The 26,859-nt window shown below is 64.4% G+C and carries 25 protein-coding genes and 1 pseudogene; 8 read left to right on the plus strand and 18 right to left on the minus strand.

Going from position 1 to position 26,859, the window contains the following annotated elements; all coding sequences use genetic code 11:
• The 3 genes and pseudogenes from B2V17_RS04865 to B2V17_RS04875 all read right to left on the minus strand — a co-directional run.
• Positions 1–361: pseudogene (locus B2V17_RS04865) on the minus strand (hypothetical protein); the annotation flags it as partial.
• 30 nt (positions 362–391) lie between these two features.
• Positions 392–1,402: a TerC family protein gene (locus tag B2V17_RS04870; RefSeq protein WP_292995790.1), complete on the minus strand. Its 1,011-nt coding sequence runs from the start codon at positions 1,400–1,402 to the stop codon at positions 392–394.
• Positions 1,403–1,478: 76 nt separating this feature from the next.
• Entirely contained in the window at positions 1,479–1,658 is a 180-nt protein-coding gene (locus B2V17_RS04875) for a YdcH family protein (RefSeq protein WP_292995792.1), read from the minus strand.
• Between the two features lie 277 nt (positions 1,659–1,935).
• Between B2V17_RS04875 and B2V17_RS04880 the strand changes: the two genes are divergently transcribed.
• The 3 genes from B2V17_RS04880 to B2V17_RS04890 are packed head-to-tail and all read left to right on the plus strand — an operon-like array spanning position 1,936 to position 3,282.
• The gene (locus tag B2V17_RS04880) at positions 1,936–2,844 is read left to right on the plus strand and encodes an SPFH domain-containing protein (protein WP_292995794.1); all 909 of its coding nucleotides are present in this window, start codon (positions 1,936–1,938) and stop codon (positions 2,842–2,844) included.
• Positions 2,845–2,861: 17 nt separating this feature from the next.
• Complete coding sequence (locus B2V17_RS04885) at positions 2,862–3,062, plus strand: toxin-antitoxin system HicB family antitoxin (RefSeq protein WP_292995796.1); 201 nt, start codon at positions 2,862–2,864, stop codon at positions 3,060–3,062.
• A 1-nt stretch (position 3,063) separates the two neighbouring features.
• A complete protein-coding gene (locus tag B2V17_RS04890) occupies positions 3,064–3,282 on the plus strand; it encodes a PF20097 family protein (RefSeq protein WP_292995798.1) in 219 nt (72 codons plus the stop codon).
• A gap of 33 nt (positions 3,283–3,315) precedes the next feature.
• Here the strand turns inward: B2V17_RS04890 and B2V17_RS04895 are convergent, their stop codons facing one another.
• The 6 genes from B2V17_RS04895 to ppk2 all read right to left on the minus strand — a co-directional run bounded on the left by B2V17_RS04895 (position 3,316) and on the right by ppk2 (position 7,864).
• Positions 3,316–3,822: a GNAT family N-acetyltransferase gene (locus B2V17_RS04895; RefSeq protein WP_292995800.1), complete on the minus strand. Its 507-nt coding sequence runs from the start codon at positions 3,820–3,822 to the stop codon at positions 3,316–3,318.
• Positions 3,819–4,871, minus strand: coding sequence for a GTP cyclohydrolase II (gene ribA / locus B2V17_RS04900; RefSeq protein WP_292995802.1), 1,053 nt, complete (start codon positions 4,869–4,871; stop codon positions 3,819–3,821). Before ribA ends, B2V17_RS04895 begins: the two co-directional genes overlap by 4 nt.
• Positions 4,868–5,659 (minus strand): exodeoxyribonuclease III, encoded by a 792-nt coding sequence (locus B2V17_RS04905; protein WP_292995804.1) that lies wholly within the window; start codon positions 5,657–5,659, stop codon positions 4,868–4,870. The genes ribA and B2V17_RS04905 overlap by 4 nt, the downstream gene beginning before the upstream one ends.
• Before the next feature lie 403 nt (positions 5,660–6,062).
• Positions 6,063–6,719, minus strand: coding sequence for a LolA family protein (locus tag B2V17_RS04910; RefSeq protein ID WP_292995806.1), 657 nt, complete (start codon positions 6,717–6,719; stop codon positions 6,063–6,065).
• Positions 6,720–6,788: 69 nt separating this feature from the next.
• Positions 6,789–6,956 (minus strand): 50S ribosomal protein L33, encoded by a 168-nt coding sequence (gene rpmG / locus B2V17_RS04915; RefSeq protein WP_054945942.1) that lies wholly within the window; start codon positions 6,954–6,956, stop codon positions 6,789–6,791.
• A gap of 110 nt (positions 6,957–7,066) precedes the next feature.
• Positions 7,067–7,864 (minus strand): polyphosphate kinase 2, encoded by a 798-nt coding sequence (gene ppk2 / locus B2V17_RS04920; protein ID WP_292995808.1) that lies wholly within the window; start codon positions 7,862–7,864, stop codon positions 7,067–7,069.
• A 104-nt stretch (positions 7,865–7,968) separates the two neighbouring features.
• Between ppk2 and phhA the strand changes: the two genes are divergently transcribed.
• Entirely contained in the window at positions 7,969–8,892 is a 924-nt protein-coding gene (gene phhA / locus B2V17_RS04925) for a phenylalanine 4-monooxygenase (RefSeq protein ID WP_292995810.1), read from the plus strand.
• Here the strand turns inward: phhA and B2V17_RS04930 are convergent.
• Together B2V17_RS04930 and B2V17_RS04935 are read right to left on the minus strand one after the other, a co-directional pair.
• A complete protein-coding gene (locus B2V17_RS04930; protein ID WP_292995812.1) occupies positions 8,889–9,698 on the minus strand; it encodes an undecaprenyl-diphosphate phosphatase in 810 nt (269 codons plus the stop codon). The two genes, phhA and B2V17_RS04930, sit on opposite strands and share 4 nt — an antisense overlap.
• Positions 9,698–11,539, minus strand: coding sequence for an ABC transporter transmembrane domain-containing protein (locus B2V17_RS04935; RefSeq protein WP_292995814.1), 1,842 nt, complete (start codon positions 11,537–11,539; stop codon positions 9,698–9,700). Before B2V17_RS04935 ends, B2V17_RS04930 begins: the two co-directional genes overlap by 1 nt.
• A 146-nt stretch (positions 11,540–11,685) precedes the next feature.
• On the opposite strand from B2V17_RS04935, the gene B2V17_RS04940 reads away from it, so the two are divergent.
• Positions 11,686–12,930: a polyhydroxyalkanoate depolymerase gene (locus B2V17_RS04940; protein WP_292995816.1), complete on the plus strand. Its 1,245-nt coding sequence runs from the start codon at positions 11,686–11,688 to the stop codon at positions 12,928–12,930.
• Here B2V17_RS04940 and B2V17_RS04945 read toward each other — a convergent pair.
• From B2V17_RS04945 to B2V17_RS04975, 7 genes are all read right to left on the minus strand, one after another.
• A complete protein-coding gene (locus B2V17_RS04945; protein WP_292995818.1) occupies positions 12,927–13,556 on the minus strand; it encodes a DUF4126 domain-containing protein in 630 nt (209 codons plus the stop codon). The genes B2V17_RS04940 and B2V17_RS04945 overlap by 4 nt on opposite strands.
• A gap of 67 nt (positions 13,557–13,623) precedes the next feature.
• Positions 13,624–14,184 carry a carboxymuconolactone decarboxylase family protein gene (locus tag B2V17_RS04950; RefSeq protein ID WP_292995820.1) on the minus strand — a complete coding sequence of 187 codons (561 nt, stop codon included), beginning with the start codon at positions 14,182–14,184 and terminating at the stop codon, positions 13,624–13,626.
• Between the two features lie 3 nt (positions 14,185–14,187).
• On the minus strand, positions 14,188–15,372 hold the full coding sequence (locus B2V17_RS04955) for an acetyl-CoA C-acyltransferase (RefSeq protein WP_292995822.1): 1,185 nt from the start codon (positions 15,370–15,372) through the stop codon (positions 14,188–14,190).
• Between the two features lie 171 nt (positions 15,373–15,543).
• Positions 15,544–15,993, minus strand: a complete 450-nt coding sequence (locus B2V17_RS04960) for a MaoC family dehydratase (RefSeq protein ID WP_292995824.1) — start codon at positions 15,991–15,993, stop codon at positions 15,544–15,546.
• Between the two features lie 107 nt (positions 15,994–16,100).
• The gene (locus tag B2V17_RS04965) at positions 16,101–17,198 is read right to left on the minus strand and encodes an acyltransferase family protein (RefSeq protein ID WP_292995826.1); all 1,098 of its coding nucleotides are present in this window, start codon (positions 17,196–17,198) and stop codon (positions 16,101–16,103) included.
• Positions 17,195–18,556: a putative O-glycosylation ligase, exosortase A system-associated gene (locus B2V17_RS04970; RefSeq protein ID WP_292995828.1), complete on the minus strand. Its 1,362-nt coding sequence runs from the start codon at positions 18,554–18,556 to the stop codon at positions 17,195–17,197. The genes B2V17_RS04965 and B2V17_RS04970 overlap by 4 nt, the downstream gene beginning before the upstream one ends.
• Positions 18,549–18,671: a hypothetical protein gene (locus tag B2V17_RS04975; RefSeq protein ID WP_292995830.1), complete on the minus strand. Its 123-nt coding sequence runs from the start codon at positions 18,669–18,671 to the stop codon at positions 18,549–18,551. Before B2V17_RS04975 ends, B2V17_RS04970 begins: the two co-directional genes overlap by 8 nt.
• 66 nt (positions 18,672–18,737) lie before the next feature.
• On the opposite strand from B2V17_RS04975, the gene B2V17_RS04980 reads away from it, so the two are divergent.
• From B2V17_RS04980 to gltB, 3 genes are all read left to right on the plus strand, one after another.
• Positions 18,738–19,967 (plus strand): TIGR04063 family PEP-CTERM/XrtA system glycosyltransferase, encoded by a 1,230-nt coding sequence (locus B2V17_RS04980; RefSeq protein WP_292995832.1) that lies wholly within the window; start codon positions 18,738–18,740, stop codon positions 19,965–19,967.
• A gap of 47 nt (positions 19,968–20,014) precedes the next feature.
• Positions 20,015–21,991, plus strand: a complete 1,977-nt coding sequence (locus B2V17_RS04985; RefSeq protein WP_292995834.1) for a hypothetical protein — start codon at positions 20,015–20,017, stop codon at positions 21,989–21,991.
• 226 nt (positions 21,992–22,217) lie between these two features.
• Positions 22,218–26,858 carry a glutamate synthase large subunit gene (gltB, locus tag B2V17_RS04990; protein ID WP_292995836.1) on the plus strand — a complete coding sequence of 1,547 codons (4,641 nt, stop codon included), beginning with the start codon at positions 22,218–22,220 and terminating at the stop codon, positions 26,856–26,858.
• Position 26,859: the final 1 nt, after the last annotated feature.

Consider the following 26,859-nt stretch of genomic DNA (forward strand, 5'->3'; position numbering starts at 1 on the left):
AGGCCGCGTCGCCGCCGACGAAATAGGCCAGCGCGCCTTCACGCGTGGTGCGAAAGGTCTGCGGGGCAACCGTCAGGGTCGGTTTGAACAGCACCGGACCCATGTTGTAGGCATAGGCGCTGTCGAGCACCTGCCCCGCCAGCGCCTTGGCGGCGGGCTGGCCCTTGGTATCGGCTTCGGTCGCGATCGCGACCAGCGCCCCGCACCAGGCGCGCTGGGCTTCTTCCACTTCGGCAGTGGTGATCGGCGCGTAGGTCGGCGTGGTCGCCGCCGGGGCAGCGCCATGATTGTGGGCCACAGCCGGAGCTGCGGCAAGGGCCAGGCCGGCGGCCAGCGGGGCAATCAGGAACTTGGTCTTCATCACAACACTCTCCTTGGAACAATAGTTAGGTTAGGGCCGAATTTCGTCGTGGGGAATGTGGGGCGCCGCATCCTCGCCGTGGCGCGTCGCCCACAGCGAGTAGAGCACCCCAACCGCGATGATCCCGAAGGTCACCACCAGGCTCAGCACCGGCGGGAATTTGGCCCCGCCCAGCACGAAGTCGGATACGAAGATCTTTGAACCGATGAACACCAGCACCGCGGCCAGCGCATACTTCAGGTAGTAGAAGCGGTGGATCATCGCCGAGAGCGCGAAGTAGAGCGCGCGCAGGCCAAGGATCGCCATGATATTGCTGGTATAGACGATAAAGGTATCGGTGGTGATCGCGAAGATCGCCGGGACCGAATCGACCGCAAAGACCAGGTCGGCCAGGTTGATCACCACCAGCGCCAGGAACAGCGGGGTGGCAGCAGTGGCCAGCTTGCCGGTCTTCTCGTCAGGCACCTTCACGAAGAAGTGCTGATCGTGCAGTTCCTTGGTCACCCGCATATGGGTGGAAATCCATCGGACGACCGGGTTCTTGGCGATATCGGGATCGTGATCCCCGGCGAAGAACATCTTGATTCCGGTGAAGACCAGGAACGCGGCGAAGATGTACAGCACCCAATAGGCCTGCTCGACCAGCGCAGCGCCAGCCGCGATCATCGCCCCGCGCAACACGATCACCGCCAGGATACCCCACAGCAGCGCGCGGTACTGGTACTTGGGCGGGATCGCGAAGAAGGTGAAGATCAGGCTGATCACGAAGACATTGTCGATCGACAGCGCCTTTTCGATGAAGAAGCCGGTGTAGTACTTCATCCCCAGGTCGGCCCCCTTCTCGATCCACACCCAGGCCCCAAAGGCCATGGCGATAGTGATGTAGAAGGCGGTGAGTTTCAGGCTTTCACCGATCCCCATTTCGCGGTCCTCCTTGTGGAGGATGCCGAGGTCGAAGGCGGTGAGCGCCAGCACGATCCCGGCGAACGACAGCCAGAACCATAAGGGCGTGCCGAGCCAGTCGGCGGTCAGGAATTCCATTTCAGTCCCCTGTTACAAATGTGCGAAAGGGCCGGCGCTCCCGTATGGGGAACGCCGGCATGAAGGTGGTGGCCGATCAGGCGCGGGCGCGGCGGTTGTTGGCGGAAAGCCGCGCGAGGCGGTCCTTGATCGCCAGCTTCAGCTTCTTGAGCCGCGCGATCTCGAACGGATCGGGCCAGCGGCGCGCCTGCACATGGCGCAAGGCATCGTCCAGTTTCTGGTGACGTTCCAGCAAGCGGAACAGACGGTCGGACATGGTTGTGCTCCCTATCGCACTGGTTGGTACGATCGGACACACCGAGCCGGGTCTTGATGGGCATGGAGGGGGTTAACCCGGACCCTGGCATCGGTGTATCCGATGCGGTCCGACATCACGCAGCGCCGACCAAGGATGGGGTTTTGGTCAATGCGCCGCGCCAGAGGGGCCCGGTCCCGCGAGGACTGTATTACGACTGATTCGCTCCGATTTCAAGCCCAATTGACAGCTTCGCGGAAAGCGATATTAAGGTGATATCACTTTTAGGGGAAAGCCCATGTCCGATTCGCACAATGCCATGACCGCCAGCGCCGAACGCCGCGCCTGGTCGACCAGCGGTTATCTGATCTTCGTCACCTTTCTGGCGCTGCTGGTGCTGACCGTGTGGCGCATCATCCGCTTCGCGGCGAGCAATCCGCTCGACAGCGAGATCCTCGGCTTTGTCGTCTCGACCGGCCTGATGACCATCGGCTTGGTGATCCTGTCGAGCGGGTTCTACATGATCCAGCCAAATCAGGCCGCCGCGATCACCCTGTTCGGATCGTACCGTGGGACCGACCGTAATACCGGGCTGCGCTGGGTCTGGCCGTGGATGGGCAAGACCAAGATCTCGGTCCGCGCCAACAACCTGGTGTCCGACAAGATCAAGGTCAACGACCTGCGCGGCAACCCGATCGAGATGGCGGCACAGGTGGTCTGGCGCGTGGTTGATACCGCTCAGGCGCTCTACGACGTCGATGATTACAAGGCCTTCGTGATGGTCCAGATCGAGGCGGCGGTGCGCACGATCGGTTCGCGCTATCCCTATGACGATTTCGCCCATGCCGAGATTACCCTGCGCGGCAATCATGACGAGGTTGGGGTGGAACTGCGCAAGGAACTGATTGCCCGGCTGCAGATGGCCGGGATCACGGTTGACGAGTGCGGCTTTACCCATCTGGCCTATGCTCAGGAAATCGCCGGGGCAATGCTCCGCCGTCAGCAAGCTGAAGCCGTGGTCGCCGCGCGCAAGACCCTGGTCGAAGGCGCGGTCGGGATGGTTGACATGGCGCTGGCCATGCTCTCCGAAAAGGGCGTGGTCGAGCTCGACGACGAGCGCAAGGCAGCGATGGTCAGCAACCTGATGGTGGTGCTGTGCGGCGAGCGCGACACCCAGCCCGTGGTCAACACCGGCTCGCTGTACTGATTCAGGCCTGACCCGCAATGGCCAGCCCCGGCAAGAAGTCGTTCCCGCTCCGGCTCGATCCAGCGCTCTATGCCGCGCTGGAGCGGGCGGCGGCGGGCGACTTCCGCTCGGTCAACGCCCAGGTCGAAGTGCTGCTGCGCGAAGCGCTGGCCAGACGCGGGGTCAAGGTCGGGACCAGCGAACCTGTAAAACGCGGTCGGCCTGTCAAGGGAGATTGAAATGCGATCGAACACCTGCCCGAAATGCGCGGGCTCGATGGTGATAGGCTTCATTCTCGATCACAATCCGCAAAGCAGCCGGCGATCGGTGAGTAGCTGGATCGAGGGAGCGCCGGTCAAGAGCATCTGGACAGGCTTGAAGGTCGACAGCGCGAAGAAAAGGGACATTGAAACCTGGCGCTGCAGCAAGTGCGGCTTTCTTGAAAGCTATGCCAGGTAGAGAATCCGCTCCCCGCCCTGCGACACTGGCCAGTCAACCAAAAGCCCGGGCATAACGCAGGATGCCGCGCGGCGCCGATCCGGCCAGCACCATCGCCCGGAAGTATGGTGCATCGTGCTCCGATGCGGGAGCGAGGCCTTCGAACACGCGGAAGCCGAAACGCTCATAATAGGCCGGGTTGCCGACCACCGCGACACCGGCTGCGCCATCGGCCCGCAATCGAGCGATCCCGGTTTCGATCAGCGCCGAACCGATCCCGGTTCGTTGAACTTCGGGCGAAACCGATACGGGTGCCATCTGGAACCAGCCGCTGGCCTGGGCGTCGATGGTCACAGGGCTGAACGAAATGTGGCCGATGATGGTTCCTGCTGGATCGACCGCAACCAGCGAATGAACCAGATCGCCGTCCCCGCGCAGGGCATCAACCAGATCTTGCTCATCACCCTCCGAAAATGGCATCGGCGCGAAAGCGCATTTGACCAATTCATGGATCGCGGCCTCATCGCCGGGCACTTCTGGCCGGATCGTGAATTCAGTCACAGCAAATGCCCGGTGCGGTCCCGTTTGGTATCGAGGTAGCGCGCATTGTGCGGATTGGGCGGCAGCTGGTGCGGCACCCGCTCTGCCACTGTCACCCCGGCGGCAGCCAGTGCGTCGACCTTGGCCGGGTTGTTGGTCATCAGCCGGATCGCCCGCACCCCCAGCAGATCTAGCATCCGCGCCGCGACCGGAAAGTCGCGCGCTTCGGTCGGCAGGCCCAGCCGGTTGTTGGCATCGACCGTATCGAACCCCTGATCCTGCAATTCATAGGCGCGCAGCTTGTTGATCAGGCCGATCCCGCGCCCTTCCTGACGCAGATAGAGCAGCACGCCCCAGCCGCCTTGCCCTGCCTCTGCCGCCATGGCGCGGAGCGCGGCATCGAGCTGCGGCCCGCAATCGCACTTGAGGCTGCCCAGGATGTCACCGGTCAGGCATTCGGAGTGGAGCCGGACCAGCGGTGCCTTGTCCCCGCTCTGCCGCCCGATCACCAGCGCGACATGCTCGCGGAGGTCATCGGCCGAGCGGAAGGCGATAATCTCTGCCTCGTCGCAAGCCTCGACCGGCAGCCGCGCGCGGGCGGCGATGGACAGGTGGGCGGTGTCCTTCCAGGCCGCAAGATCGTCGGCCGAAAGCGCCACCGCTTCACCGGCCGGGTCCGGATCGACCAGGAATGCCGGCAGGATTCCGGCCAGCCGGGCCAGCTCCATCGCGGCGCGGGCAGCGTGCTCGTGCACTAGAGGTTCGGCCCGGAACGGTCCCTTCATCGGCCAGGTCAAGTCGAGCGCTGGGTCGGCCAGCGCCCGCGCCGCGGCCAGATCGAACGGATCGGCGCCGCGGATCAGCACCGGGGCTTCTGGCACCGCAGCCTCGCGCTGGTTGGCCAGCTTGAGCGTGACCGCGCGCGCCGCCGAGATCAGCATGGTCCGGGCCTTGGCCGCGCCCAGCCCGGTCTCCGCCGGCAGCAAGGTAAATGCGCCATCCAGCGCGATCGGCCAGCCGTGGCGCAGCGCATCGATCGCTTGCGCAGTCCGGCGGGCCGGGCTGCTCACAGATCGAACTCGGTGATCAGCGGCACGTGATCGCTGGGCTGCTCCCAGCGGCGGGTTTCCTCGACGAAGCGGTGGCTGCGCGACTGGGCGGCCAATTCGGGCGAGGCCCACATGTGATCGAGCCGCCGGCCGCGGTCCTTTTCCTGCCAGTAGGTGCGATAGGACCACCAGGTCCAGTTGCGTTCCGGCGCGGGGATATGCTTGCGGCCAAGATCGACCCAGCCGTGGGCATCGCGCAGCCGGTAAAGCGATTCGATCTCTACGGCCGTGTGGCTGACCACCTTGATCAGCGCCTTGTGATCGTAGACATCGCATTCCAGCGGGGCGATGTTGAAATCGCCGACCAGCAGCGTCGGTCGGTCAAGCGCATCGGCCCAGGCCGCCATCCGCTCGAGGAAATCGAGCTTCTGCCCGAACTTGGCGTTAGCTTCACGGTCGGGAATGTCGCCGCCAGCCGGGATATAGACGTTTTCGAGCACCATTCCCTGACCGGGACCAAGCAGTTCGACCCCGACATGGCGGGCCTCGCCGTTGGCTTGCCAGTCGTTGCGGGTCAGCTCGCGCAGCGGGATCCGGCTGACCGTCGCAACGCCGTGGTAGCCCTTCTGTCCGTGCACCGCGCGGTGGACATAGCCGAGCCGCTCGAACGTCTCGTGCGGGAACAGGCTCTCCTGCGTCTTGATCTCCTGCAGGCACAGCACGTCGGGGGCCTGTTCGGTCAGAAACCGTTCGACCTGATCGATCCGCAGCCGGACCGAATTGATGTTCCAGGTGGCGATAGAAACCATGGGCAAGGCTTTAGGTGCGATGTTCGGGTCCGGCAAGCCGGACCCTCGCGCCACCCACCGCCCCGCACCCCCGGCCCAACCACCCGTTCAAGGTACCCTTTGGGTGGTTGGGCCGGGGGTGCGGGGCGGTGGGTGGCGCAAGCCGCAAACCTGTTTGCGGCGATCCATGCACAAAAGCAAAAACCCTCGGTCCGGGGGCAGTGGACCGAGGGTTCCTTTGTGCGTTCGTCACGCTTGACGGAGCGACCAACAGGAGACTTGGGCAACAGGGGGGAAACCCGTCTCAAGCCGCGCCGTCGAGGACATTTCTAGGGCAGATTCCCTTGCTCGGCCATGAACAATCGCGAAAGCCTTGTCGCGAATTGTCGCAACTATCGCACGTCCGGCGATAGGCCGTGGGACCTCATCGACGAGTTGTGCCGCGCGGGTCGTTGAAGCGGAAAGTGTTGTCGGGGACGGCAATACCGTATTGGTGATTCGACAGGTTCACGCGGGTCAGCGTGTTCTGCGAGTCGAGCGCGGCCCAGCTGGTCAATTCCAGCCCGCCCGGCGCGGTGGCTTTGCGCACGAAGACAAGGGTGATCACGCCAAATTCCGGGTGACCCTTGTCGCGCACTTCGACGCTGACCAGATTGGGGCTGCTCACCGGAGCCAGCTTGCCGTACTTCATCACGTCACGCTTGGGATCGAGCAGCGCGCCGAGCGGGCTGTTGCTGATCGGCCAGCGCTGCACCTGACGAACCTGGTAGTCGACGAAGGTAAAGGCCTTGCCGTCCGATACGATCAGGAACGGCACGCCCTTTTCGTACTGGAAGCGGATTCGGCCAGGGCGCTTCAGCGTCATCACCCCGCCGACGCGCTTGCCGTTGCGGTCGATCTGGACAAAATTGGCCCGCATCGTCGAGATGCCACGCAGAGCTGCCACGGCCTGAGCCATGTCGCCGGATTGCGCCTGGGCTGCCGGCGCGGTGGCAACCATCGCGGCGGGGGCGGAAACGACAAGCGCCGCCGAAACGGCGGCACCTGCAAACGAACGGAATTTGTGCTTGATCGTGTTCATGGTTGTCCTGCTAGTCGCGGACCCTTGAACTCGCAATGAACCCCCGCGGTTCCCCCGCGGAGTGCGCCATTACTTGATCTTGGCTTCCTTGAACTCGACGTGCTTGCGCACGACCGGATCGTACTTGCGGAAGCTCATCTTCTCGGTCGTGTTGCGCGGGTTCTTCTTGGTCACATAGAAGAAGCCGGTGTCGGCGGTCGACACGAGGCGGATCTTGACGGTTGCGGGCTTCGCCATGGCGCTTGTCCTGAACTTTCGATTCGATGCCCGAAGGCGCTAAAAACTGCGAGGGCGGCTATTGACGCCGCCCCGGAAGGCCGCGCCAATGCGTCAGGAACGCGCGAAAGTCAACTCTTCGCGCGCTTTTCCTTGCCCTCATAGGGCGCAATCGGGCCAAGCACGACAAAGCTTTCCTCCGACGGAGCATGATCGAGCGGCGGCAGCTCCAGCGGTTCCGGGTCGACATGGGTATCGGGCAAACGATCGAGCAAGTCGCGGATCAGAGTCAGGCGGCCGCGGCGCTGGTCGTTGAAATCCACCAGGGTCCAGGGCGCGGCCTTGGTATGGGTGGCCCTGAGCATCGCCTCGCGCGCGGCGGTATAGCTGTCATACTTGTCGCGCGCAGCCAGATCGACCGGCGAGAGCTTCCAGCGTTTGAGCGGATCTTCAAGCCGCTCGGCCAGACGCTTCTCCTGCTGTTCCTGATCGGTCGTCAGCCAGTACTTGAACAGCAGGATCCCGTCCTGAACCAGCAATTCCTCGAATGCGGGGGCCTGGGCCAGGAACGCCTCGGTCTGTTCGGGCGTGCAATAGCCCATGACTTTCTCGACCCCGGCACGGTTGTACCAGCTGCGGTCGAACAGCACGATCTCGCCCGCCGCGGGGAGGTGCGCGATGTAGCGCTGGAAGTACCATTGGGTACGCTCAGCCTCGCTCGGCTTGGGCAGCGCCACCACCCGGCATTGGCGCGGATTGATTGGGCCTGCCAAAGCCTTGATGGCGCCGCCCTTACCCGCAGTGTCGCGGCCTTCGAACAGGACCACCACCCGCGCGCCGGTTTTGGCAACCCAGCGGGCCATGGCAACCAACTCTTCCTCCAGCGGAGCGAAGAGCGCGGCAAATTTCTTTTTCTTGAGCTTCTTCATGGGCTACGATTCCCTTTCGCGGCCTTGGTGCGCCTGCCGGGCCGCGCAATCAAGCCAATCGCGCAGCCTTGCTGTCCCGGATTGGAATGGTTACACTTGCAACCATGTCCGAGACTGACTTTGCCCGCCTGCCCGATCCCGACCCGGCGGTGTTTACCGCCCCACTCAAGCGTCCGGCTCAGGTCGGCGATGATTGGTTGGAACCGGCCCAGCGGAGCTATGGCGCGGAAGAGCATGCGATCTGGGACGAACTGTTCGCTCGCCAGATGCAGGTCCTGCCCGGCCGCGCCGCCAGTGCCTTTCTGACCGGGCTCGACAAGCTAGACCTTGGCCGCGGCGGAGTGCCGGAATTCGGCCACCTGTCCGAAGAGCTGACCGCGCTGACCGGCTGGTCGGTGGTCCCGGTGCCGATGCTGATCCCCGACCACGTGTTCTTCTGGCATTTGGCCAATCGCCGCTTCCCAGCCGGGAACTTCATCCGCACCCGCGAGACCTTTGACTACATTCAGGAACCCGACGTGTTCCACGATGTATTTGGCCACGTGCCGATGCTGGCCGACCCGACCTATGCCGATTATATGCAGGAGTATGGCCGCGCCGGGTGGAAGGCCATGCGCTACAACCGCTTGAAGGCACTGGGCGCGCTTTATTGGTACACGGTCGAATTCGGGCTGATCCTCGAAAAGCAGGGCTTGCGCGCCTATGGTGCCGGGATCCTGTCAGGCCCGGCCGAGGCGGTGTTCTGCCTTGAGGCGGAAAGCCCCAACCGGATCATGCTCAATGTCGACCGGGTGATGCGGACCGACTATGTGATCGACGATCTGCAACCCAGCTATTTCGTGATCGAGAGCTTTGACGAGCTTTATCACGATACGGTCGAACGCGATTTCGACCGGCTCTATCGCAGCCTTGGCCCCAGTTTTACCTATGCCAACACCGCGGTGATCGACATCGACGACGTGCTGCACCGGGGAACCCAGGAATATTTCCTGCGTGGCGGGCGGGGTTCGGGCGCGAAGCCGGTCTAGCGGGACAACAGGAAGATCGCGAGTGCCCCTGCCGCGATCCGGTACCAGGCGAACGGCGCGAAGCCCGAACGGCTGACGAAGGCGACAAAAGCCTTGATCACCGCCAGCGCGACGACAAAACTGACCGCGAAGCCGATCGCGATCTCGGTCCAGCCGACCGTACCGGTCCCGGCCATCAGCGCCGCGCGGTTATCGGCCAGTTCAAGTGTGGTCGCCCCCAACATGGTCGGGATTGCCAGGAAGAAGCTGAACTCGGCCGCGGTGCGGCGTTCGATGCCCATCGATAAGGCGCCCATGATCGTCGCGCCCGAACGGCTGACTCCGGGGATCATCGAAATGCACTGGAACAGCCCGACGCCCAGGGCTTGTCGGGCAGGAAGCTGCGCGACGCCACTGGCCGGGCCAGGCTTGGCCCAGCGCTCAATCCCCAGGATCGCAATACCGCCCAGGATCAGCGCCCAGCCGACCACCATCGGACTGCCGAGCAGAATGTCGATATAATCCTTGAGCAGCAGGCCCAGCACTGCCGAGGGCAGAAATCCGAGCAGGATGTTGCGCAGAAAAGCCAGGCTCATCGGCTCAAGCCGCAACAGCCCCATACCGACCGCCCAGAAAGTCCGCCAGTACTGCACCACCACCGCCAGGATCGCGCCCAGCTGGATCACGACGTTGAACACCTTCCAGGTGTCGGCGTCATAGCCGAACAGCTCGGCGGCGAGGATCAGGTGCCCGGTCGAAGAGACGGGAATGAATTCGGTAACGCCCTCGACGATGCCGAGCAGGATGGCGGTAACGATCGGATCCATCAGTCCGCTTCCTTCTGGGCCGCATAGGCGCGTTCATCGAACTGGAGCGAGGCGAGCCGGGCATAAAGCCCGCCGGCCCGGGCCAGCTGGTCGTGGGTCCCGGTCTCGACGATCCGGCCCTGATCAAGCACCACGATCCGGTCCGCGCCGCGCACGGTAGCCAGGCGGTGGGCGATTACCAGCGTGGTACGATCGGCGATCAGGCGGTCGAGCGCCTGCTGGACCAGCAGTTCGCTTTCGGCGTCGAGCGCGCTGGTCGCCTCGTCGAGCAGCAGGATCGGAGCCTTGCGCAGCACCGCACGCGCGATCGCCACGCGTTGGCGCTGCCCGCCGGAAAGCCGCGCGCCGCCTTCACCCAGATAGGTGTCGAGCCCGTCTGGCAGGTCACGCAGAAAAGTTTCGGCATTGGCGGCGCGGGCCGCTTCCCAGATCGCTTCGTCGTCGGCTTCCCAGTTGCCATAGCGCAGATTGTCGCGGGCATTGGCGGCGAACAGGATCGCCTCTTGCGGAACCAGCGCGATCCGGCGGCGCACTTCGGCGGGATCGACCGCCGTGATCGGCACACCGTCCATCTTGATCGTCCCGGTCTGGGGATCGTAGAACCGCTCTGCCAGCTGGAACAAGGTGCTCTTGCCCGCGCCCGAAGGACCGACGATCGCCACGGTCTCGCCCGGTTCCACGGTCAGCGAGAAATCGAGCAGCGCGGCATGTTCGGGCCGGGTCGGATAGCGGAAGGTCACTCCCTCGAAGCTGAGCTTGCCGCGCCCCGGACTGGGAAGGGCGAGCGGGCGTTCGGGCGCCGCAATTTGCGGCCTTTCGTTAAGCAGTTCGGACAGACGGCTGGCCGCTCCGGCGCCGCGCAGCAGATCGCCATACACCTCGGTCAGCGCGCCGAACGAACCGGCCACGATAACCGCGACGAACACAATCTGGACAATCGTTCCGCTGGTAATGGTCCCTTCGGCTACCCCAATCGCACCCTGCCAGACCAGCAGGACGATCGCGCCGAAGATCGCCACAATCGCCAGCGCGCTGATCACCGCGCGCAGCACGATCCGGCGCTTGGCGGTTGCAAAGCTGAGCTCGACCGAATCGGCAAAGCGGCGGGCCTCGCGATCTTCCTGGTTGAAGGCCTGAACCACCTTCATCGCGCCAAGGACCTCAGCGACCATGGCGCCGATATCGGCGACCCGATCCTGACTGGACCGGGAAATCGTGCGAATCCGCCGCCCGAACATAAGCAGCGGTGTCATGACCACCACCAGTCCGGCAAGCAACCCGGCAGTCAGCTTCGGAGCAAGCGAAAACAGGATCACTACCCCGCCGATTCCGGTGATGAAATTGCGCAAGGCGACCGAGACCGTGGTGCCGACCACCTGTTCGATCAACGCGGTATCCGACGTCATCCGCGACGAAATCTCGTTCGGGCTGTTTTCCTCGAAGAACCCAGGAGAAAGACGCATGAGGTTGGTTTGCACCTTCAGGCGGATATCGGCGATCACCCGTTCGCCCAGCCACGACACGAAGTAGAACCGCACCGCCGTGCCCAGCCCCAGCACTACTACGATCAGCAGCAGGTAGCGGAACCAACGCGCGATCGATTCGATATCGCCGCCTTCCCCAAAGCCGCGATCGACCACCATCCGGAAACCCGCAGGGATCGCCAGCGTGGCCGAAGCTGTGACCGTCAGCGCCAGCAGAGCCATGATCATATGTCGCGGGTATTTGGCGGTTTCGCGCGCGACCATCCGCAGCGGCCCGAGATTGCGCGCCGGAGGCGGCTCGGTCGCGGCGGTTTCGGTTGCGGGCGTGGCTTGTGCGACCTGCGGATCTGAACTCATGGCGGCGCCCTAGCACAACCGAAGCGCGGCGTAAGGGGATATCGCGGGTCTCCGGAACGGGCCAATGTGCAGTGCAGCGTAATATTGTGCATTGCACAATGAACCGATTGGGGCCACATTCCGGCCAAACAGGAGGTCCGCACACCGTGCTTTACACCGCTTACGAATTGCAACGTTCCTGGCTCAACGCCGCCAGCACCTGGGCCTCGATCGGGGCCGAGATGTTGGGCAATCCGGCGCTGCCCTTCGGCTATGGCGCCGGCGGATCAATGATGGCATCGGCGCTGGAGGTCTTTGCCCATGCCTCGGCCAATTACGGCAAGCCGACATTCGATATCGAAACCGTGACCGTTGACGGCCAGACTCATCCGGTGACCGAAGCGATCGTGATGCACAAGCCGTTCGGCAATCTGCTGCGCTTTTCCCACCCCGGCCTGCCCGAGAACGCGCCGCGGCTGCTGATCGTCGCGCCGATGAGCGGCCACTTCGCCACCCTGCTGCGCGGCACGGTGGCACGAATGATCGAACGCTGCGAAGTCTACATCACCGATTGGGCCGATGCCCGGATGGTGCCGCTTTCGGCCGGCGAGTTCGATCTCGACGACTATATCGACTACCTGATCGACTTCTTCGAACATGTCGGCCCCGGCGCCCATGCCCTCGCGGTGTGCCAGCCTTCTGTCCCGACCCTCGCCGCCACCGCGATCATGGCCGAGAACAAGCATCCGTGCCGTCCGCTGACCCTGACCATGATGGGCGGACCGATCGACACCCGCGAAGCGCCGACCTCGGTCAATGACCTGGCCATGCAGCGCCCGATCGAATGGTTCCGCCATACCGTGATCGCGACCGTACCGTTGCAGTATCCGGGCGCCGGACGCCGCGTCTATCCGGGCTTTCTGCAGCTCGCCGGGTTCATGAGCATGAACCTGGGCAATCACATGCTGAGCCATTATCACATGTTCAAGCACCTGGTCGAAGGCGCCGATGAGAGCGCCGATGCGACCAAGGCGTTCTACGACGAATACCGCGCGGTCTGCGATCTCAACGCCGCCTATTACCTCCAGACGGTCGAGGAAGTGTTCCAGAAGCACTCGCTGCCCAAGGGCGAATTCGTCCACCGCGGCCGCCGGGTCAATCTCGGCCTGATCAAGGACACCGCGCTGCTCGCGGTCGAGGGTGAGCGCGATGATATCTCCGGGATCGGCCAGACCAAGGCCGCGCTGCATCTGGCGACCGGGCTGGCCGAGGCAAAGAAGCAGTACCTGCTTGCGCCCGAAGTCGGCCACTACGGCATCTTCAACGGCAGCAAGTGGCGCGACAAGATCGCCCCGGTGCTGGAAGACTGGATCGCCCGGCACGACCGCCCGGCGCTGAAGGTCGTGGCCTAGACCTCTGGCAGGGCGGGCTTCGGCTCGCCCTGGACCTTCAGGAAAATCCGCCGCAGCACCCGCCAGGCGATTACCATCAGCACGATCGCCAGCACCAGCAGCACGGCGGCGACCACGCCAGCAGCGACCGGGTGACTATAGGCCAGATAGAGCAGCCCGGTGGTCGCGACATCCTCGACCGCCGAGACGGCGATGTTGCTGAACGGTTCGGGGCTGGTGTTGACCACCGCCCGCGCGCTGGCCTTGCCGCCGTGGGCCAGCAGGCTGGCCCCGCCGCCGAGGATGAAGGCAATCGCCTGGGTTGCCGGATCGGCCGGATCGATCACCGCCAGGGCCAGCAGCGCCCCGCCGATCGGGCGGATGAAGGTATGGACGGTGTCCCAGACCGAATCGAGCCAGACTACTTTGTCGGCAAAGAATTCCATGAAGGCGGCCAGCCCCGCGATGCCCATGACCCAGGGATTGGCCAGAACCTGCAGCGAAGCCAGATGTTCGGGCAGCGGCAGCACGTTGTAGCGCATCGCCAGGCCAGTCGCGAGCACGGTGAGGTAGAGCCGCCAGCCGGACAGCAGGCTGACCGACCCGGCAATGCCGAGAATTTCCATGATCCCAAGATGTTCGGTCATCCGGCGCTCCCCTTATATGCCCAGACCAGAACCCTGAGAATGCGCCCGGCGTGGGCGAATGGCAAGCTCAGCCGAGATCGGGGTCCGCGGTAAGGATCGGATCGAGCTGTACCCCGCAGGAATTGAGCAGCATCGAAACCTGCGTGTACTGGCCGACGGTATAGATCAGGTCGACCCGGCCGGTATCGCCAAGCGGGGCCAGCGCAGCCCAGGTCGCGTCGGCGATGTGGTGGTTCTGGCCAAGTTCGTCGCAGGCCCGCAGGATTGCCGCTTCAAGCGGGTCCCAGCCGGGCGCATCGGGTCCGGCCTTGATCGCGGGGATCTCGCTTTCGGCAATGCCCGAGTTGAGGCCGATCACCACGTGCTGGGCCCATTCGTAACCGGCCTTGCAGTTCCAGCCGACCCGCAGGATCGCCAGTTCGCGCTGTCGTGCGGTCAGGCTGTTGCGGGCCGAGAGGACGTAATTGCCCCAGGCGAGGAACGCGCCGAGCGCATCTGGATTGTGCGCCTGGGTGCGGAAGATGTTGAAGCCGCGGGCGTATTCGGGAATCGCCTGGAGCACCTCCCGCGCCTCGGGAGACAGCTCGGCATCGCCGAGCGGCGCGATCCGGGGCGCGGGAAGCCGCATGGGTTACAGGACTTCGAACAGTCCGGCGGCACCTTGCCCGCCGCCGATGCACATGGTCACGACAACGTACTTGGCGCCGCGGCGCTTGCCTTCGATCAGCGCATGGCCGGTGCAGCGCGCGCCGGTCATGCCGAAGGGGTGGCCGATCGAGATCGAGCCGCCGTTGACGTTGAGCAGCTCGTCAGGAATGCCCAGCTTGTCACGGCAGTACAGCACCTGGACGGCGAAGGCCTCGTTGAGTTCCCACAGGCCGATGTCGTCCATCTTCAGGTTGAAACGCTCGAGCAGCTTGGGAATCGCGAAGACCGGGCCGATGCCCATTTCGTCGGGCTCGGTGCCCGCAACTGCCATGCCGACATAGCGGCCGAGCGGGGTCAGCCCGCGCTTTTCGGCGACCTTGGCCTCCATCACCACGCAGGCCGACGAACCGTCCGACAGCTGGCTGGCATTGCCGGCGGTGATCGTGTTGCCCTCACCCATCACCGGCTTGAGGCTGGCGAGGCCTTCGAGCGTGGTGTCGGGGCGGTTGCAATCGTCCTTGGTCGCGGTGACGTCGTGGTAGGAGACTTCCTTGGTTTCCTTGTCGACCACCGCCATCGTCGCTGCGCAGGCGACGATTTCGGCGTCGAACTTGCCCGCCGCCTGGCCGGCAGCGGTGCGCTGCTGCGACTGGAGCGAATATTCGTCCTGATACTCGCGGCTGATGTTGTAGCGCTTGGCCACCACTTCGGCGGTACCGATCATCGGCATGTAGATGTGCGGGTGCATTTCCAGCAGCTCGCGGTCCGGCTCGACAAACATCTTGCCGCTGCCAACCACCTTGGAGATGCTTTCCACGCCGCCCGCGACGCAGATGTCCATGTTGTCGACGATCACCTGCTTGGCGGCGGTGGCGATGGTCATCAGGCCCGAGGAGCACTGGCGGTCGATCGTCATCGCCGGAACGGTGACCGGCAGCCCGGCGCGCAGCGCGGCGAGGCGCGCGACGTTGCCGCCGGTCGAGCCCTGCTGCACCGCGGTGCCCATCAGCACGTCATCGACTTCGCCGCCCTCGATCCCGGCGCGTTCGACCGCGGCGCGGATCGAGAAGGCCCCCAGCGTCGCGCCGGTGGTGTTGTTGAAAGCGCCGCGTCCTGCCTTGGTCAGCGGGGTACGGGCGGTGGAGACGATGACTGCGTCACGTGACATGGGAATGGTCCTTATCCTTGATCCGGTTAACCCCTCCCGGTCCGGGAGGGGCAGCGAGACTTGGCAGTCCTGAGCTTGTCGAAGGACTGCCTCGTCGCAGCGGGGTGGGTTCCTGGGCTCGCGGTAGAACCCCCACCCCAACCCCTCCCCATCGGGGAGGGGCTAAGAAGTTCAAACGAACAGCATCGTGATCCATTCGGTGATCAGGGCGGGCTTGTCCTCGCCTTCGATCTCGATGGTGATCTCGTTGGTCTGCTGCCACTGGCCGGGGCGCTTCTCGACCAGCTCGACCAGCTTGGTATGGGCGCGAACGCGCTTGCCGGCGCGCACCGGGGAGATGAAGCGGGTTTTGTTGCCGCCATAGTTGACGCCCATCTTGACGCCGCTGATCCGCGCGCCCTCGGTCATTGCACCGAGTACCGGCAACAGCGAGAGGGTCAGGAAACCATGCGCGATGGTCCCGCCAAACGGGGTCAGCTTGGCCTTTTCTTCATCGATGTGGATGAACTGATGGTCGCCGGTCGCATCAGCGAACATGTTGATGCGTTCCTGGGTAACGTCGAACCAGTCCGAAACGCCGATTACTTCGCCGGTCTTGGCCTGCAGTTCCTGCGGGGTCATGTGCCTCTCCTTAAGCAAGCGGGAAAGGCGGTGTTGTGGCCCAAGCCGCGTGTCAAGGCAACGCCGCTACGGAAAGGCGGGGGCGGATTTGCCGCTTTGTGACCGAATCACTCGGCCGGACTTGGTGCCGGGCGCGAGGCCCAGCGCGGCGACCGGGCGTTGAGCCAGCGCTGCGCCGGCTTTTCCAGCCCGTGGTAGAGCCCTATCGAAGCAGCAAGGACCAGTGCCAGGAACCCGGCCAGCCCGCCCCAGCCTAACTGAAGCGAGGCATCGACGAAGACCAGCTTGAAGAGAATGAACAGCAGGAAGTGGGCGAGATAGGTCGAATAGGAAATCTCGCCAAGATAGCTCAGGACCTTGCCGCCCAGCAGCTGCACCAGCGGTCCCTTACCGAGCGCAAGGGCGAGCAGCCCGGTGAAGAAGGTGGCAGGAACCCAGACAGTTTCCGGCAAGCCCAGCGCCAAGCCCCCGGCGGCGAGGGCAACAAAGGCCAGCCCGGCATAAACACCGCCGCGCGGCACGTTCTGCCAGCGCTGCCACAGCTGGCACAGCATGCAGCCCATCGCGAAGCCCGCGAGGCAGCGCCATAGCCCCATGCCCGGAATGTCGTCGCCCAATCCGGTATAGCCGTTCAGTGCGAACAGGAGGTGGATCGCTCCGGCCAGCGCAGCCGCAACGATCGCAGGCACCCAGCTCGGCATCCGGTCCCACCGCGCCGCCAATACCAGCGGCGGAAACAGCAGATAGGCCGCAAATTCGGTGCTGATCGACCAGGCCGGGTGGTTCCACGACAGGTCCGAAGTCAGCCCCCAGTTCTGGACCAGTAGCAGATGAAGCGGCAATTCGGCCAGCGGATAGCCCGAGGCATCGCGCCCGGTGGCGATCAGCAGCGCGGCAAAGCCGACGAATGCCGCCAGGATGGCGCCGTGCAGTGGCCAGACGCGGGCAAAGCGCCGCCACAGGAAGTGGCGCGTCTCTGCCCAGCCGCCCTGCGTGATCCGAGCCGCATAATTGTACCAGATCACGAAACCGGACAGGATGAAGAACAAGTCGACCGCCAGATAACCCTTGGCGACCGCGGCGATAACCGGATCAGGCAGGATCGCGGTCAGCGACAGCCGGATATGATAAAGTACCACCCCCCAGGCCGCGATCCCGCGGATCCCGGTCAGCGCATCGAGATGGCGCGGGCCTGCACCGCTCATGCCGGCTTGGTCCGCAGCGTCGGGGCCCCGCGCCGGACCGGCGCGCGCTGCGGTGCCTCAACCCGTTTGAGGTAGGACCACAGGCCGCATTGCAGGCCGATTACCATGAAGACGAACGGCTGGAAGGCGATCCCGACGAAGACCGATCCGGCCAGATAGACCAGTTGGGCCTGTTGCAGGGCATTGGCCAGCGGGGCCTGCCAGGTTTGCCCCGGTTCGGTACGGTTCTTCCACTTGTGGCGGATTCGCTCCATCTGCCACAGCCCCAGCACCTGCAGCCACAGCCACAGCAACAGCCCTGGCCAGCCCTGTTCGCCCAGCATCTCGAAATAGCTCGAGTGATAGGCACGTGACTGGTCATAAGCTTCGGTCACATCAACCGAGGCATTGTTGCCGGTGCCTTCGACTTCGACCATCTCGACCTTGATCTTGTTGCCACGATAGGCATCGAACCCGCCGCCGAAGGGATGATCCTTCACATAGTCAAGCGTCCACATCCACACCGCGACCCGGGTAGAGGCGGACTGGTCGGCCTTGTGATTCTCGATCGTGTTCATCCGGTTGGTATAGCTTTCCGGGAGGAACGGGATCGCCACCACGGCCAGGACTGCGGCCAGGGAGATGTACAGCAAACGCCGTTTGACGCTGCGCAGCGCCAATACGGCAAGCAATGCCAGACAAAGCAATCCGGTGCGGGTCTGGGTCCCGATCGGGATCAGCATCGCCGCGAAGGTCAGCCCGGCAGCATAGAGCGTCACCAGCTTGGACTTGGGGAAAATCGTTGTGTATCGCGCCACCCACCAGATCAGCGGGATTGTTGCGATCGCAATGGTTGAAAGCGTGGAACCTTCGTAGATTCCGGCATTCTCGGCCACCAGGGTGCGCAGGGTGCCGTATCCGCCCCCGCCCGCGAGTGTCTTGATTCCACCGCTGATCAGGATCGCGCCAACCGTCAGCACCATGAACACGGCCGCCGCTTCGAATCGCAAGCGGGTGCGCAAGGTCAGTGGCAGGATGATCGCGAACAGCAGCGCCTTCCACACCCAGGCCCATTTCTCCGCCGCGGGTTCGGGATAGTCGGCGAACATCGTGGTCAGCCCGCAATAGACCAGCAACAAGACCATCAGCCCTTGGCGCATGGTGAAGCGGGTATCGCGCTTGTCATCGAGCATGACCCAGCCGCCAAAGGCGAAGACGAAGGCCATCAGAGAAACGGGAAGCTGCGATAGAAAACCCCACGAAATCTTCTGCGGCACCAGGATATCGACATAAAGATAGGCCAGCACCCACAGGAACGGGCGGCGCAGGCCAAGCGCGAACAGCGCAGCGACGAATCCGGACAGGCCCAGGTTAATCACGCGGCTGCTCCCCGGCGTCGGGCACCTCAAGGTCGAGGTCGTCGCGCTGCAACAGCTTCCAGACGGCAAACAGCAGCAAGCCGTGGGACAGGGTCAGGGCAAGGATATCGACCATGGGCCAACTGCTTAGCAGCGGCAAGTTGACGGCGCGTTAAGCCTTGTTGCCCTAGGACAAGCGGCGATGACCCGGATTCTTCACGTCCTTGACCACTCCCTGCCGCTGCACAGCGGCTATACCTTTCGCACACGCGCGATACTGAAAGCGCAGCAGGCGGCAGGCTATGAAGTGCGCGGGATTACCGGACTGCGCCATTGCAAGGATGGCCCCGTCGCCGAGGAAGCCGACGGGATCCTGTTCCATCGCACCCGCGGATCCGCCACAGGCCCGATCGGTCTGCGCGAATGGCGTGAGATCAATCTTCTGGCCGAGGCTATCGTCGCCCTGGCGCAAAGCTGGCGGCCCGATGTGCTCCACGCCCATTCCCCGGCGCTTTGCGGCAAGGCCGCGCTAATCGCAGGCAAGCGGCTGGGCATTCCGGTGGTCTACGAAATCCGCGCGTTCTGGGAAGATGCCGCCGTCTCGAACGGGACCGGCAGCGAGGGCAGCGTCAAATACCGCCTGACCCGCGCGCTCGAAAGCCATGTCGTAGCAGGCGCCGATGCGGTGGTGACGATTTGTCAGGGGCTGAAGGACGATTTGGTCCTGCGCGGAACCGACCCGGCCAAGATCACGATCAGCCCCAACGGGGTCGACCTCTCGCTGTTCGGGGAACCGGCTCCGCGCGACGCGGCGCTGGCGAGCGAACTTGGGCTCGGCAAGGGCCCGGTGGTGGGCTTTATCGGCAGCTTCTATGACTATGAGGGATTGGACGATCTCATCGCGGCTATGCCGCTGCTGGGTGAGCGCTTGCCCGATGCCCGGCTGCTGCTGGTCGGCGGCGGACCGATGGAGGCCGCGTTGAAGGCTCAGGCCGAAGCCTCGAGTGCGCGCGAGGCGATCTGCTTTGTCGGCCGTGTCCCGCACAGTGAGGTCGAGCGCTATTACGCGCTGGTCGATGTCATGGCCTATCCGCGCAAGAAAAGCCGGCTGACCGATCTGGTCACGCCGCTGAAGCCGCTCGAAGCCATGGCCCAGCGCCAGCTGGTGGCCGCTTCCGATGTCGGCGGGCACCGCGAACTGATCAGCGACGGGGTCACCGGCACTCTTTTTCCGCCCGACGATCCAGCCGCCTGCGCCGCCGCACTGGCCGATCTGCTCGGCGCGCCCAGGATCTGGAACCAGCGCCGCGCCGCCGGACTTGCCCACGTCGCGAAGAGCCACGACTGGGCGCTGAACATACATCGTTATCACGATGTTTACCAAAGGCTGATACCCCTCAGTCCGAATAGCCGCATCCCGGCAGCCGCCTGACTGGCTGGACCGCGCGGCGCGATGGTGATTGAAAGGGGTTAACGCTGGTGGCCAAACAACCACGCAAGCAAGCGCAGACCAAGCCGATTACGCAGCATCAGCTGTTTCCGGCTGTGATCGCGTTGTGGTTCGGTGCACTGTTCGGGCTCGGCAGCCTGGCGGTTCGCCCCTCGCTGCTCGAAAGCCTGGTCATCAAGAGCCGGATCGATTTGGTGATCCCGGCCGCCGCGCCGCCGCTGGGGATCACTTCCCGGATTCTGGTTGCCCTGATCCTTGCGGCGATCGGCAGTGCTATCGGGATCGCCATTGCCCGCCGCCTGGCCCGCCCCAAGATCGAAGTGCGCGAGCGCAAGCGCAGCAAGCTGGCTGCCGACGAAGCGCCGGTGCGCCAGCCCTATGGCCCTGCAGCAGCATCCGAAAGCGCTGGTCCAATTCTCGCCCCGCGCCGCCGTGCACTGGCGATCGAGCACGAGGAGGAACAGTTCGTGCCCCATGACATGGCCCCGCTCCCCGGTGGGGCGCCGCAAATCCTGGATATTTCGTCGGTCGGCTTGCGGGCCGAACCGGTCGAAGCTCCGCTCGATCTGGGCGGCTATCCGGCCCCGTCGCCGGCTGAGCACACCGACCTTGCCGGCTTCGTAACGCAGCCGGTAGTCGCACCTGCAGAGCCGCGCCAGATGTTCCAGCCGCTCGACCATGCCGTGCAGCCGGCGGTCGAGGCGCATCCCAACCATCCCGCTGCCGAGGCTGCCGCAGCAGCAGCCGATGGCCGCCAGGTCTTCGGCCTGCCGCGAGTCACCGAAGCAACCGAGGCCCCCAAGCAGATCTTCGGCCAACAGGTTGCGGGCGAGCACGTTAGCCAAGACTTCGTCAAGGCCGCCGGCTATCAGACCACTGTCTTTGAGACCCCCGAACCGCAGCCGCTGTTCCCGCCGCGCGAGCAGGCTGCCACCCCGGCATCCTTCGCGAGCGAAGCTTCTTTTGCCATGCCGCAAGCCTTCGAAGTGCCCCCCGCGCCGTTGGTACAGCCATTTGCCGTGCCAAACGCCGAAGTGCCGCCTTCTTCGCTCGATGCGGTGCAGCAACCTGCAGTCCCGCAGGCCTTTGCGCCCACGACCAGCCAGCCCGGACCAGCTCCCGTCGTGGCCGCCCAGCTCGAGCCGGTCGCAGCGGAGCCGCTCCCCAGCCCGGCTGGACTTGCCATGGACGATCTTTCAGCCCGGCTCGCCGCCTCGATGGCGCGGCGCCGTGCCGCGCTTGGCGGTACGCCCGCCGACACGGCTCCGCCAGTTCAGCAAGTGCCGACCTTCGCCATGCCGCAGGCCGAACCTGCCGTAGCCGCCGAAGCGCCAGCCGCGCCGTTCAATGTCCCGGATACGGCTGAGGCCGCTCCGGTGCCGCAGGCCTATGACCCCGCACCCCAATCCGTTCCGGGCATTGAGTCAGTGCTGCAGCCCGCTGCTTTTGCCGCGCCGTTCGCTGCGCCTTTCGCCGAGCAGGTGCCGCAACCGGCCGCGCAGATGCCGAGCCCGTCTATCCCCACCGCGATGCGTCCGCTTGAGCTGGGCGGGTTTGAGGACGAAGCCGAACCGATCGATCACCTGCTTCCGCCGCGCCACATCGCCATGCCGCAACCGGTCGCAGCAGCGGCGCCAGCGATGCCGGCTGCCTTCGCTCCGCCCGCCGAACCCGCCGAAGAAGCCGAAATGGCTCAGGCCGAGGTGGCTGAAGAAAATTACGCCTCGCTGCTGGGTATCGCCCCTGCTCCGGCACGCAGTGGCTTCGTCCGGATCGAGGAACCCGAAGCCGAAGCAACCGCGATCGAACCGGTGGTTGTCTTCCCCGGCCAGATGGCCCAACCCGCCTCGCAAACATCATTCCGTCCGTTCGATGCCCCGGCCAGCGCTGGTCAAGGCCAGCAGGTTTCAGCCGGTGACGTCGCCCCGTCGGTCGACCGTGAGGAAGCCGATCGTGCGCTGCGGATGGCGCTTGCCAACCTGCAACGGATGAGCGGCGCAGCCTAGGCCTTTCCGCCATCACAAACCCTGCATAGCTATGGGGCCGGTCGCACCAGCGAACCGGCCCTTTTCGCAGTTGCAAAAGCAGCTTCCTGTCGCCATGGGGAAGGTCTGCGCAATTTTTGCTGCCTTACGCGGCGGGGAATCTTGCGCTTAATTGCTGGAATTCTGCGGTTTGTTGATGCTGCGTGCACGAATCGCGTTCATTCCGGCTGGTACAGGAAGGTTTTCGATGGGTTTTCCGGCGCCTCAAGGCCTCTATGATCCGCGCAATGAACACGACGCTTGCGGCGTGGGCTTCGTCGCCCACATCAAGGGCGCGAAAAGCCATGCGATCATTAGCCAGGCGCTTGAGATTCTGAAAAACCTCGATCACCGCGGCGCTGTGGGCGCCGATCCGCTGCTGGGTGATGGCGCGGGTATCCTGATCCAGCTGCCCGATCGGCTTTATCGCAAGTGGGCCGAAGGCGAAGGGCTCAAGCTGCCACAGCCGGGCGACTATGGCGTGGCCATGTGCTTCCTGCCGCAGGACGATGCGAGCCGCGATTTCATCGTTGGAATCTTTGAAAAATTCATCGCCAAGGAAGGCCAGCGCCTGATCGGCTGGCGCGACGTGCCGGTATCGGTCGAAGGCCTGGGCAAGACGGTCAAGGCCGAAATGCCGGTGATCCGCCAATGCTTCATCGAACGCGGCGAAAACTGCGCCGATCAGGATGCGTTCGAGCGCAAGCTGCTGGCGATCCGCAAGCAGACGCAGAATCCGCTGGCGGCATTGGCCGAAAAGCACGGCCTGCCCGGCCTGACCGAGCTATATATGCCAAGCTTTTCCAGCCGCACCGTGGTCTACAAGGGCTTGCTGCTGGCGACCCAGGTCGGCAGTTTTTATGACGACCTGCGCGATCCGGACTGCGTCTCGGCGCTGGGCCTGGTCCACCAGCGCTTCAGCACCAACACTTTCCCGAGCTGGAAGCTGACGCACCCCTATCGCTTCATCGCCCACAATGGCGAGATCAACACGGTGCGCGGCAACGTCAATTGGATGAACGCCCGCCGCCGCACGATGGAATCGGAGCTGCTCGGCGCCGATCTCGACAAGATGTGGCCGCTGATCCCGCACGGCCAGTCGGACACCGCCTGCCTCGACAATGCGCTCGAGCTGCTGCTCGCGGGCGGCTACAGCCTTGCCCACGCGGTTATGATGCTGATCCCCGAAGCCTGGGCCGGCAACCCGCTGATGTCGCCCGAACGCCGCGCATTCTATGAATACCACGCCGCGCTGATGGAACCGTGGGACGGCCCCGCCGCCGTCGCCTTCACCGATGGCCGCCAGATCGGCGCGACGCTTGATCGCAATGGCCTGCGCCCGGCCCGCTTCCTGGTCACCGATGACGACCTGGTGGTGATGGCCTCCGAAAGCGGCGTGCTGCCAATCAAGGAAGACAATATCGTCCGCAAGTGGCGGCTACAGCCGGGCCGGATGCTGCTGATCGACTTCGAGCAGGGCCGGATCATCGAAGACGAAGAGCTGAAAACCCAGCTCGCTGCCGAGCAGCCCTATGAGGACTGGCTTGAGGCCGCGCAGTATAAGCTCAAGGATCTCGACGTGGTCGAACCCGAGCTGGCCCAGCTACCGGTAGAGACCACTTCCCTGCTCGATCGCCAGCAAGCCTTCGGTTACACGCAGGAAGACATTTCGCGCTTCCTTGAGCCGATGGGCCGCGATGGCGACGATCCATTGGGTTCGATGGGCACCGACACCCCGATTGCGGTCCTCTCCAACAAGAGCCGCCTGCTTTACGACTATTTCAAGCAGAATTTCGCCCAGGTCACCAACCCGCCGATCGATCCGATCCGCGAAGAACTGGTGATGAGCCTGGTCAGCATGATCGGCCCGCGCCCAAATCTGCTCGGGATGGAAGCCGGAACGCACAAGCGGCTTGAGGTCGACCAGCCGATCCTGACCAATGACGATGTGGCCAAGATCCGTTCGGTCGAAGCCGCGCTCGACGGCGCGTTCAGGACCGAAACGATCGACACCACCTGGGATGCGGCGAGCGGCGCCGAGGGCCTGGAAATGGCGATCAAGGAAATGTGCTGGGCGGCAACCGAGGCGGTGCTGCAGGACAAGAACATTCTGATCCTGTCCGACCGCGCGCAAGGTCCCGACCGGATCCCGATGCCGGCCCTGCTCGCGACCGCGGCGGTCCACCATCATCTGGTGCGCCAGGGCCTGCGGATGCAGACCGGTCTGGTGGTCGAAACCGGCGAAGCACGCGAAGTCCACCACTTCTGCGTGCTGGCAGGCTATGGCGCGGAAGCGATCAATCCTTATGTCGCCTTTGAAACGCTGGAGGAAATCCGGGTCAAGAAGGGCCTGCCGCTCGACGCCAAGGCTGTCCAGAAGAACTACATCAAGGCCGTCGGCAAGGGCATCCTCAAGGTGATGTCCAAGATGGGCATCAGCACCTACCAGTCCTATTGCGGAGCGCAGATCTTCGACGCGGTTGGCCTTTCGGGCGCGATCATCGAAAAGTATTTCACCGGCACCGCGACCACGATCGAAGGGATCGGCCTGGCTCAGGTGGCCGAGGAAACCGTTCGCCGCCACCAGACCGCCTATGGCGACAATCCGATCTACCGCCACATGCTCGATGTCGGCGGGATGTATGGTCTTCGGCTGCGCGGCGAGGAACATGCCTGGACCGCGGAGAACATCGCCAGCCTGCAGCACGCCGTGCGCGGCAACGTGCCGGACAAGTACCGCGCGTTCGCCCAGTCGATCAACGACCAGTCGAGCCGGATGCTGACCATCCGCGGGCTGATGGAACTGAAGAAGGCGGAAAAGCCGCTCGATATCAGCGAAGTCGAACCGGCCAGCGAAATCGTCAAGCGCTTCGCGACGGGTGCGATGAGCTATGGCTCGATCAGCTGGGAAGCCCACACCACGCTGGCCGAGGCGATGAATCGAATCGGCGGCAAGTCCAACACCGGTGAAGGCGGCGAGGATCCAGCGCGGTTCAAGCCGATGCCCGATGGCCGCAATCTTCGCAGCGCGATCAAGCAGGTCGCCAGCGGCCGGTTCGGGGTGACCACCGAATACCTGGTCAATGCCGACGACGTGCAGATCAAGATGGCCCAGGGCGCCAAGCCCGGCGAAGGCGGCCAGCTGCCCGGCCACAAGGTTGACAAGACGATCGGCGCAACCCGCCACTCGACCCCCGGGGTCGGGCTGATCAGCCCGCCGCCGCACCACGACATCTATTCGATCGAGGATCTGGCCCAGCTGATCCACGACCTCAAGAACGTCAACACCAAGGCGCGGATCTCGGTCAAGCTGGTCTCCGAAGTCGGGGTCGGCACGGTTGCGGCAGGCGTCTCCAAGGCGCGGGCCGATCACGTCACGATCTCGGGCTATGAAGGCGGGACCGGCGCATCGCCGCTGACCAGCCTGACCCATGCCGGCAGCCCGTGGGAGATCGGCCTCGCCGAAACCCAGCAGACGCTGATCCTCAACAACCTGCGCAGCCGCATCTGCGTTCAGGCCGACGGCGGTCTGCGGACCGGGCGCGATGTCGCTGTGGCAGCACTGCTCGGCGCCGACGAGTTCGGCTTTGCCACCGCGCCGCTGATCGCGGCCGGCTGCATCATGATGCGCAAGTGCCACCTCAATACCTGCCCGGTCGGCGTGGCAACCCAGGATCCGGTGCTGCGTGCACGCTTCACCGGCCAGGCCGAGCATGTGATCAACTACTTCTTCTTCGTTGCCGAGGAACTGCGCGCGATCATGGCCGAGATGGGCTTTCGCACCGTTGCCGAAATGGTCGGGCGGGTCGACCGGCTCAATATGAAGCAGGCGATCGACCACTGGAAGGCCGGCGGTGTCGATCTCAGCCGCATCCTCCATCAGGTTCCGCTGGGCGACAGCCCCTCGCTGGGCTGGAGCGGCACCCAGGATCACGGGCTCGACAAGGCGCTCGATAACGAGCTGATCGCCGCCGCAGCAGATGCGCTCGACAGCAAGTCTGCGGTGGTGATCGAACGCAAGGTGATCAACGTCAACCGCACCGTCGGGGCGATGCTATCTGGCGAAGTGGCGCGGCGCTATGGCCACGCCGGACTGCCCGACAACACCATCAAGGTGAAGCTGACCGGGGTGGCCGGGCAGAGCTTTGGCGCGTGGCTGGCGCACGGAGTGACGCTCGACCTGACCGGCGACGGCAACGACTATGTCGGCAAGGGTCTGTCCGGCGGGCGCGTGATCGTCCGTCAGCCGGCCCATGTCGACCGCGATGCCAGCGCCAACATCATCGTCGGCAACACCGTGCTCTATGGCGCGATCGCCGGCGAAGCGTTCTTCAACGGGGTCGCGGGCGAACGCTTCGCGGTCCGCAATTCGGGCGCGGTCGCGGTGGTCGAAGGCTGCGGCGATCACGGCTGCGAATACATGACCGGCGGGGTGGTCTGCGTGATCGGCAAGACCGGCCGCAACTTTGCCGCCGGCATGTCTGGCGGGATCGCCTATGTCCATGATCCGGACGGGACCTTCGCCCGGCTGTGCAACCCGGCCCAGGTCGATTTGCTGCCGATCGGCGCCGAGCGCGACGAGGATGATGGCGCCGGCCGGCCGCAGCAACGCACCCAGAGCGTCTATGACAACGGCATGGGCGATCATCTGCGCCACGATGCCGAACGGCTGCGGGTGCTGCTCGAACGCCACCACCTCCACACCGGCAGCCGGCGCGCCCGCGCCCTGCTCGACGACTGGCAGACCACGGTCAGCCAGTTCGTCAAGGTGATGCCGCGCGACTATGCGAAGGCGCTGAAGCAAATCGAGGCCGAGCGGCTGGCTGCCGCTTCGGTCGCAGCAGAGTAAA

Origin of the sequence: Novosphingobium sp. UBA6272 (assembly GCF_002440635.1) — a bacterium.
Lineage (GTDB): Bacteria > Pseudomonadota > Alphaproteobacteria > Sphingomonadales > Sphingomonadaceae > Novosphingobium.

Bases quoted from the DNA above. Each gene is read 5' to 3' on its own strand.
- B2V17_RS04870 (WP_292995790.1), bottom strand. From the start codon at position 1,402: ATGGAATTCCTGACCGCCGACTGGCTCGGCACGCCCTTATGGTTCTGG.
- B2V17_RS04875 (WP_292995792.1), bottom strand. From the start codon at position 1,658: ATGTCCGACCGTCTGTTCCGCTTGCTGGAACGTCACCAGAAACTGGAC.
- B2V17_RS04880 (WP_292995794.1), top strand. From the start codon at position 1,936: ATGTCCGATTCGCACAATGCCATGACCGCCAGCGCCGAACGCCGCGCC.
- B2V17_RS04885 (WP_292995796.1), top strand. From the start codon at position 2,862: ATGGCCAGCCCCGGCAAGAAGTCGTTCCCGCTCCGGCTCGATCCAGCG.
- B2V17_RS04890 (WP_292995798.1), top strand. From the start codon at position 3,064: ATGCGATCGAACACCTGCCCGAAATGCGCGGGCTCGATGGTGATAGGC.
- B2V17_RS04905 (WP_292995804.1), bottom strand. From the start codon at position 5,659: ATGGTTTCTATCGCCACCTGGAACATCAATTCGGTCCGGCTGCGGATC.
- B2V17_RS04910 (WP_292995806.1), bottom strand. From the start codon at position 6,719: ATGAACACGATCAAGCACAAATTCCGTTCGTTTGCAGGTGCCGCCGTT.
- rpmG (WP_054945942.1), bottom strand. From the start codon at position 6,956: ATGGCGAAGCCCGCAACCGTCAAGATCCGCCTCGTGTCGACCGCCGAC.
- ppk2 (WP_292995808.1), bottom strand. From the start codon at position 7,864: ATGAAGAAGCTCAAGAAAAAGAAATTTGCCGCGCTCTTCGCTCCGCTG.
- phhA (WP_292995810.1), top strand. From the start codon at position 7,969: ATGTCCGAGACTGACTTTGCCCGCCTGCCCGATCCCGACCCGGCGGTG.
- B2V17_RS04930 (WP_292995812.1), bottom strand. From the start codon at position 9,698: ATGGATCCGATCGTTACCGCCATCCTGCTCGGCATCGTCGAGGGCGTT.
- B2V17_RS04935 (WP_292995814.1), bottom strand. From the start codon at position 11,539: ATGAGTTCAGATCCGCAGGTCGCACAAGCCACGCCCGCAACCGAAACC.
- B2V17_RS04945 (WP_292995818.1), bottom strand. From the start codon at position 13,556: ATGACCGAACATCTTGGGATCATGGAAATTCTCGGCATTGCCGGGTCG.
- B2V17_RS04950 (WP_292995820.1), bottom strand. From the start codon at position 14,184: ATGCGGCTTCCCGCGCCCCGGATCGCGCCGCTCGGCGATGCCGAGCTG.
- B2V17_RS04955 (WP_292995822.1), bottom strand. From the start codon at position 15,372: ATGTCACGTGACGCAGTCATCGTCTCCACCGCCCGTACCCCGCTGACC.
- B2V17_RS04960 (WP_292995824.1), bottom strand. From the start codon at position 15,993: ATGACCCCGCAGGAACTGCAGGCCAAGACCGGCGAAGTAATCGGCGTT.
- B2V17_RS04965 (WP_292995826.1), bottom strand. From the start codon at position 17,198: ATGAGCGGTGCAGGCCCGCGCCATCTCGATGCGCTGACCGGGATCCGC.
- B2V17_RS04975 (WP_292995830.1), bottom strand. From the start codon at position 18,671: ATGGTCGATATCCTTGCCCTGACCCTGTCCCACGGCTTGCTGCTGTTT.
- B2V17_RS04980 (WP_292995832.1), top strand. From the start codon at position 18,738: ATGACCCGGATTCTTCACGTCCTTGACCACTCCCTGCCGCTGCACAGC.
- gltB (WP_292995836.1), top strand. From the start codon at position 22,218: ATGGGTTTTCCGGCGCCTCAAGGCCTCTATGATCCGCGCAATGAACAC.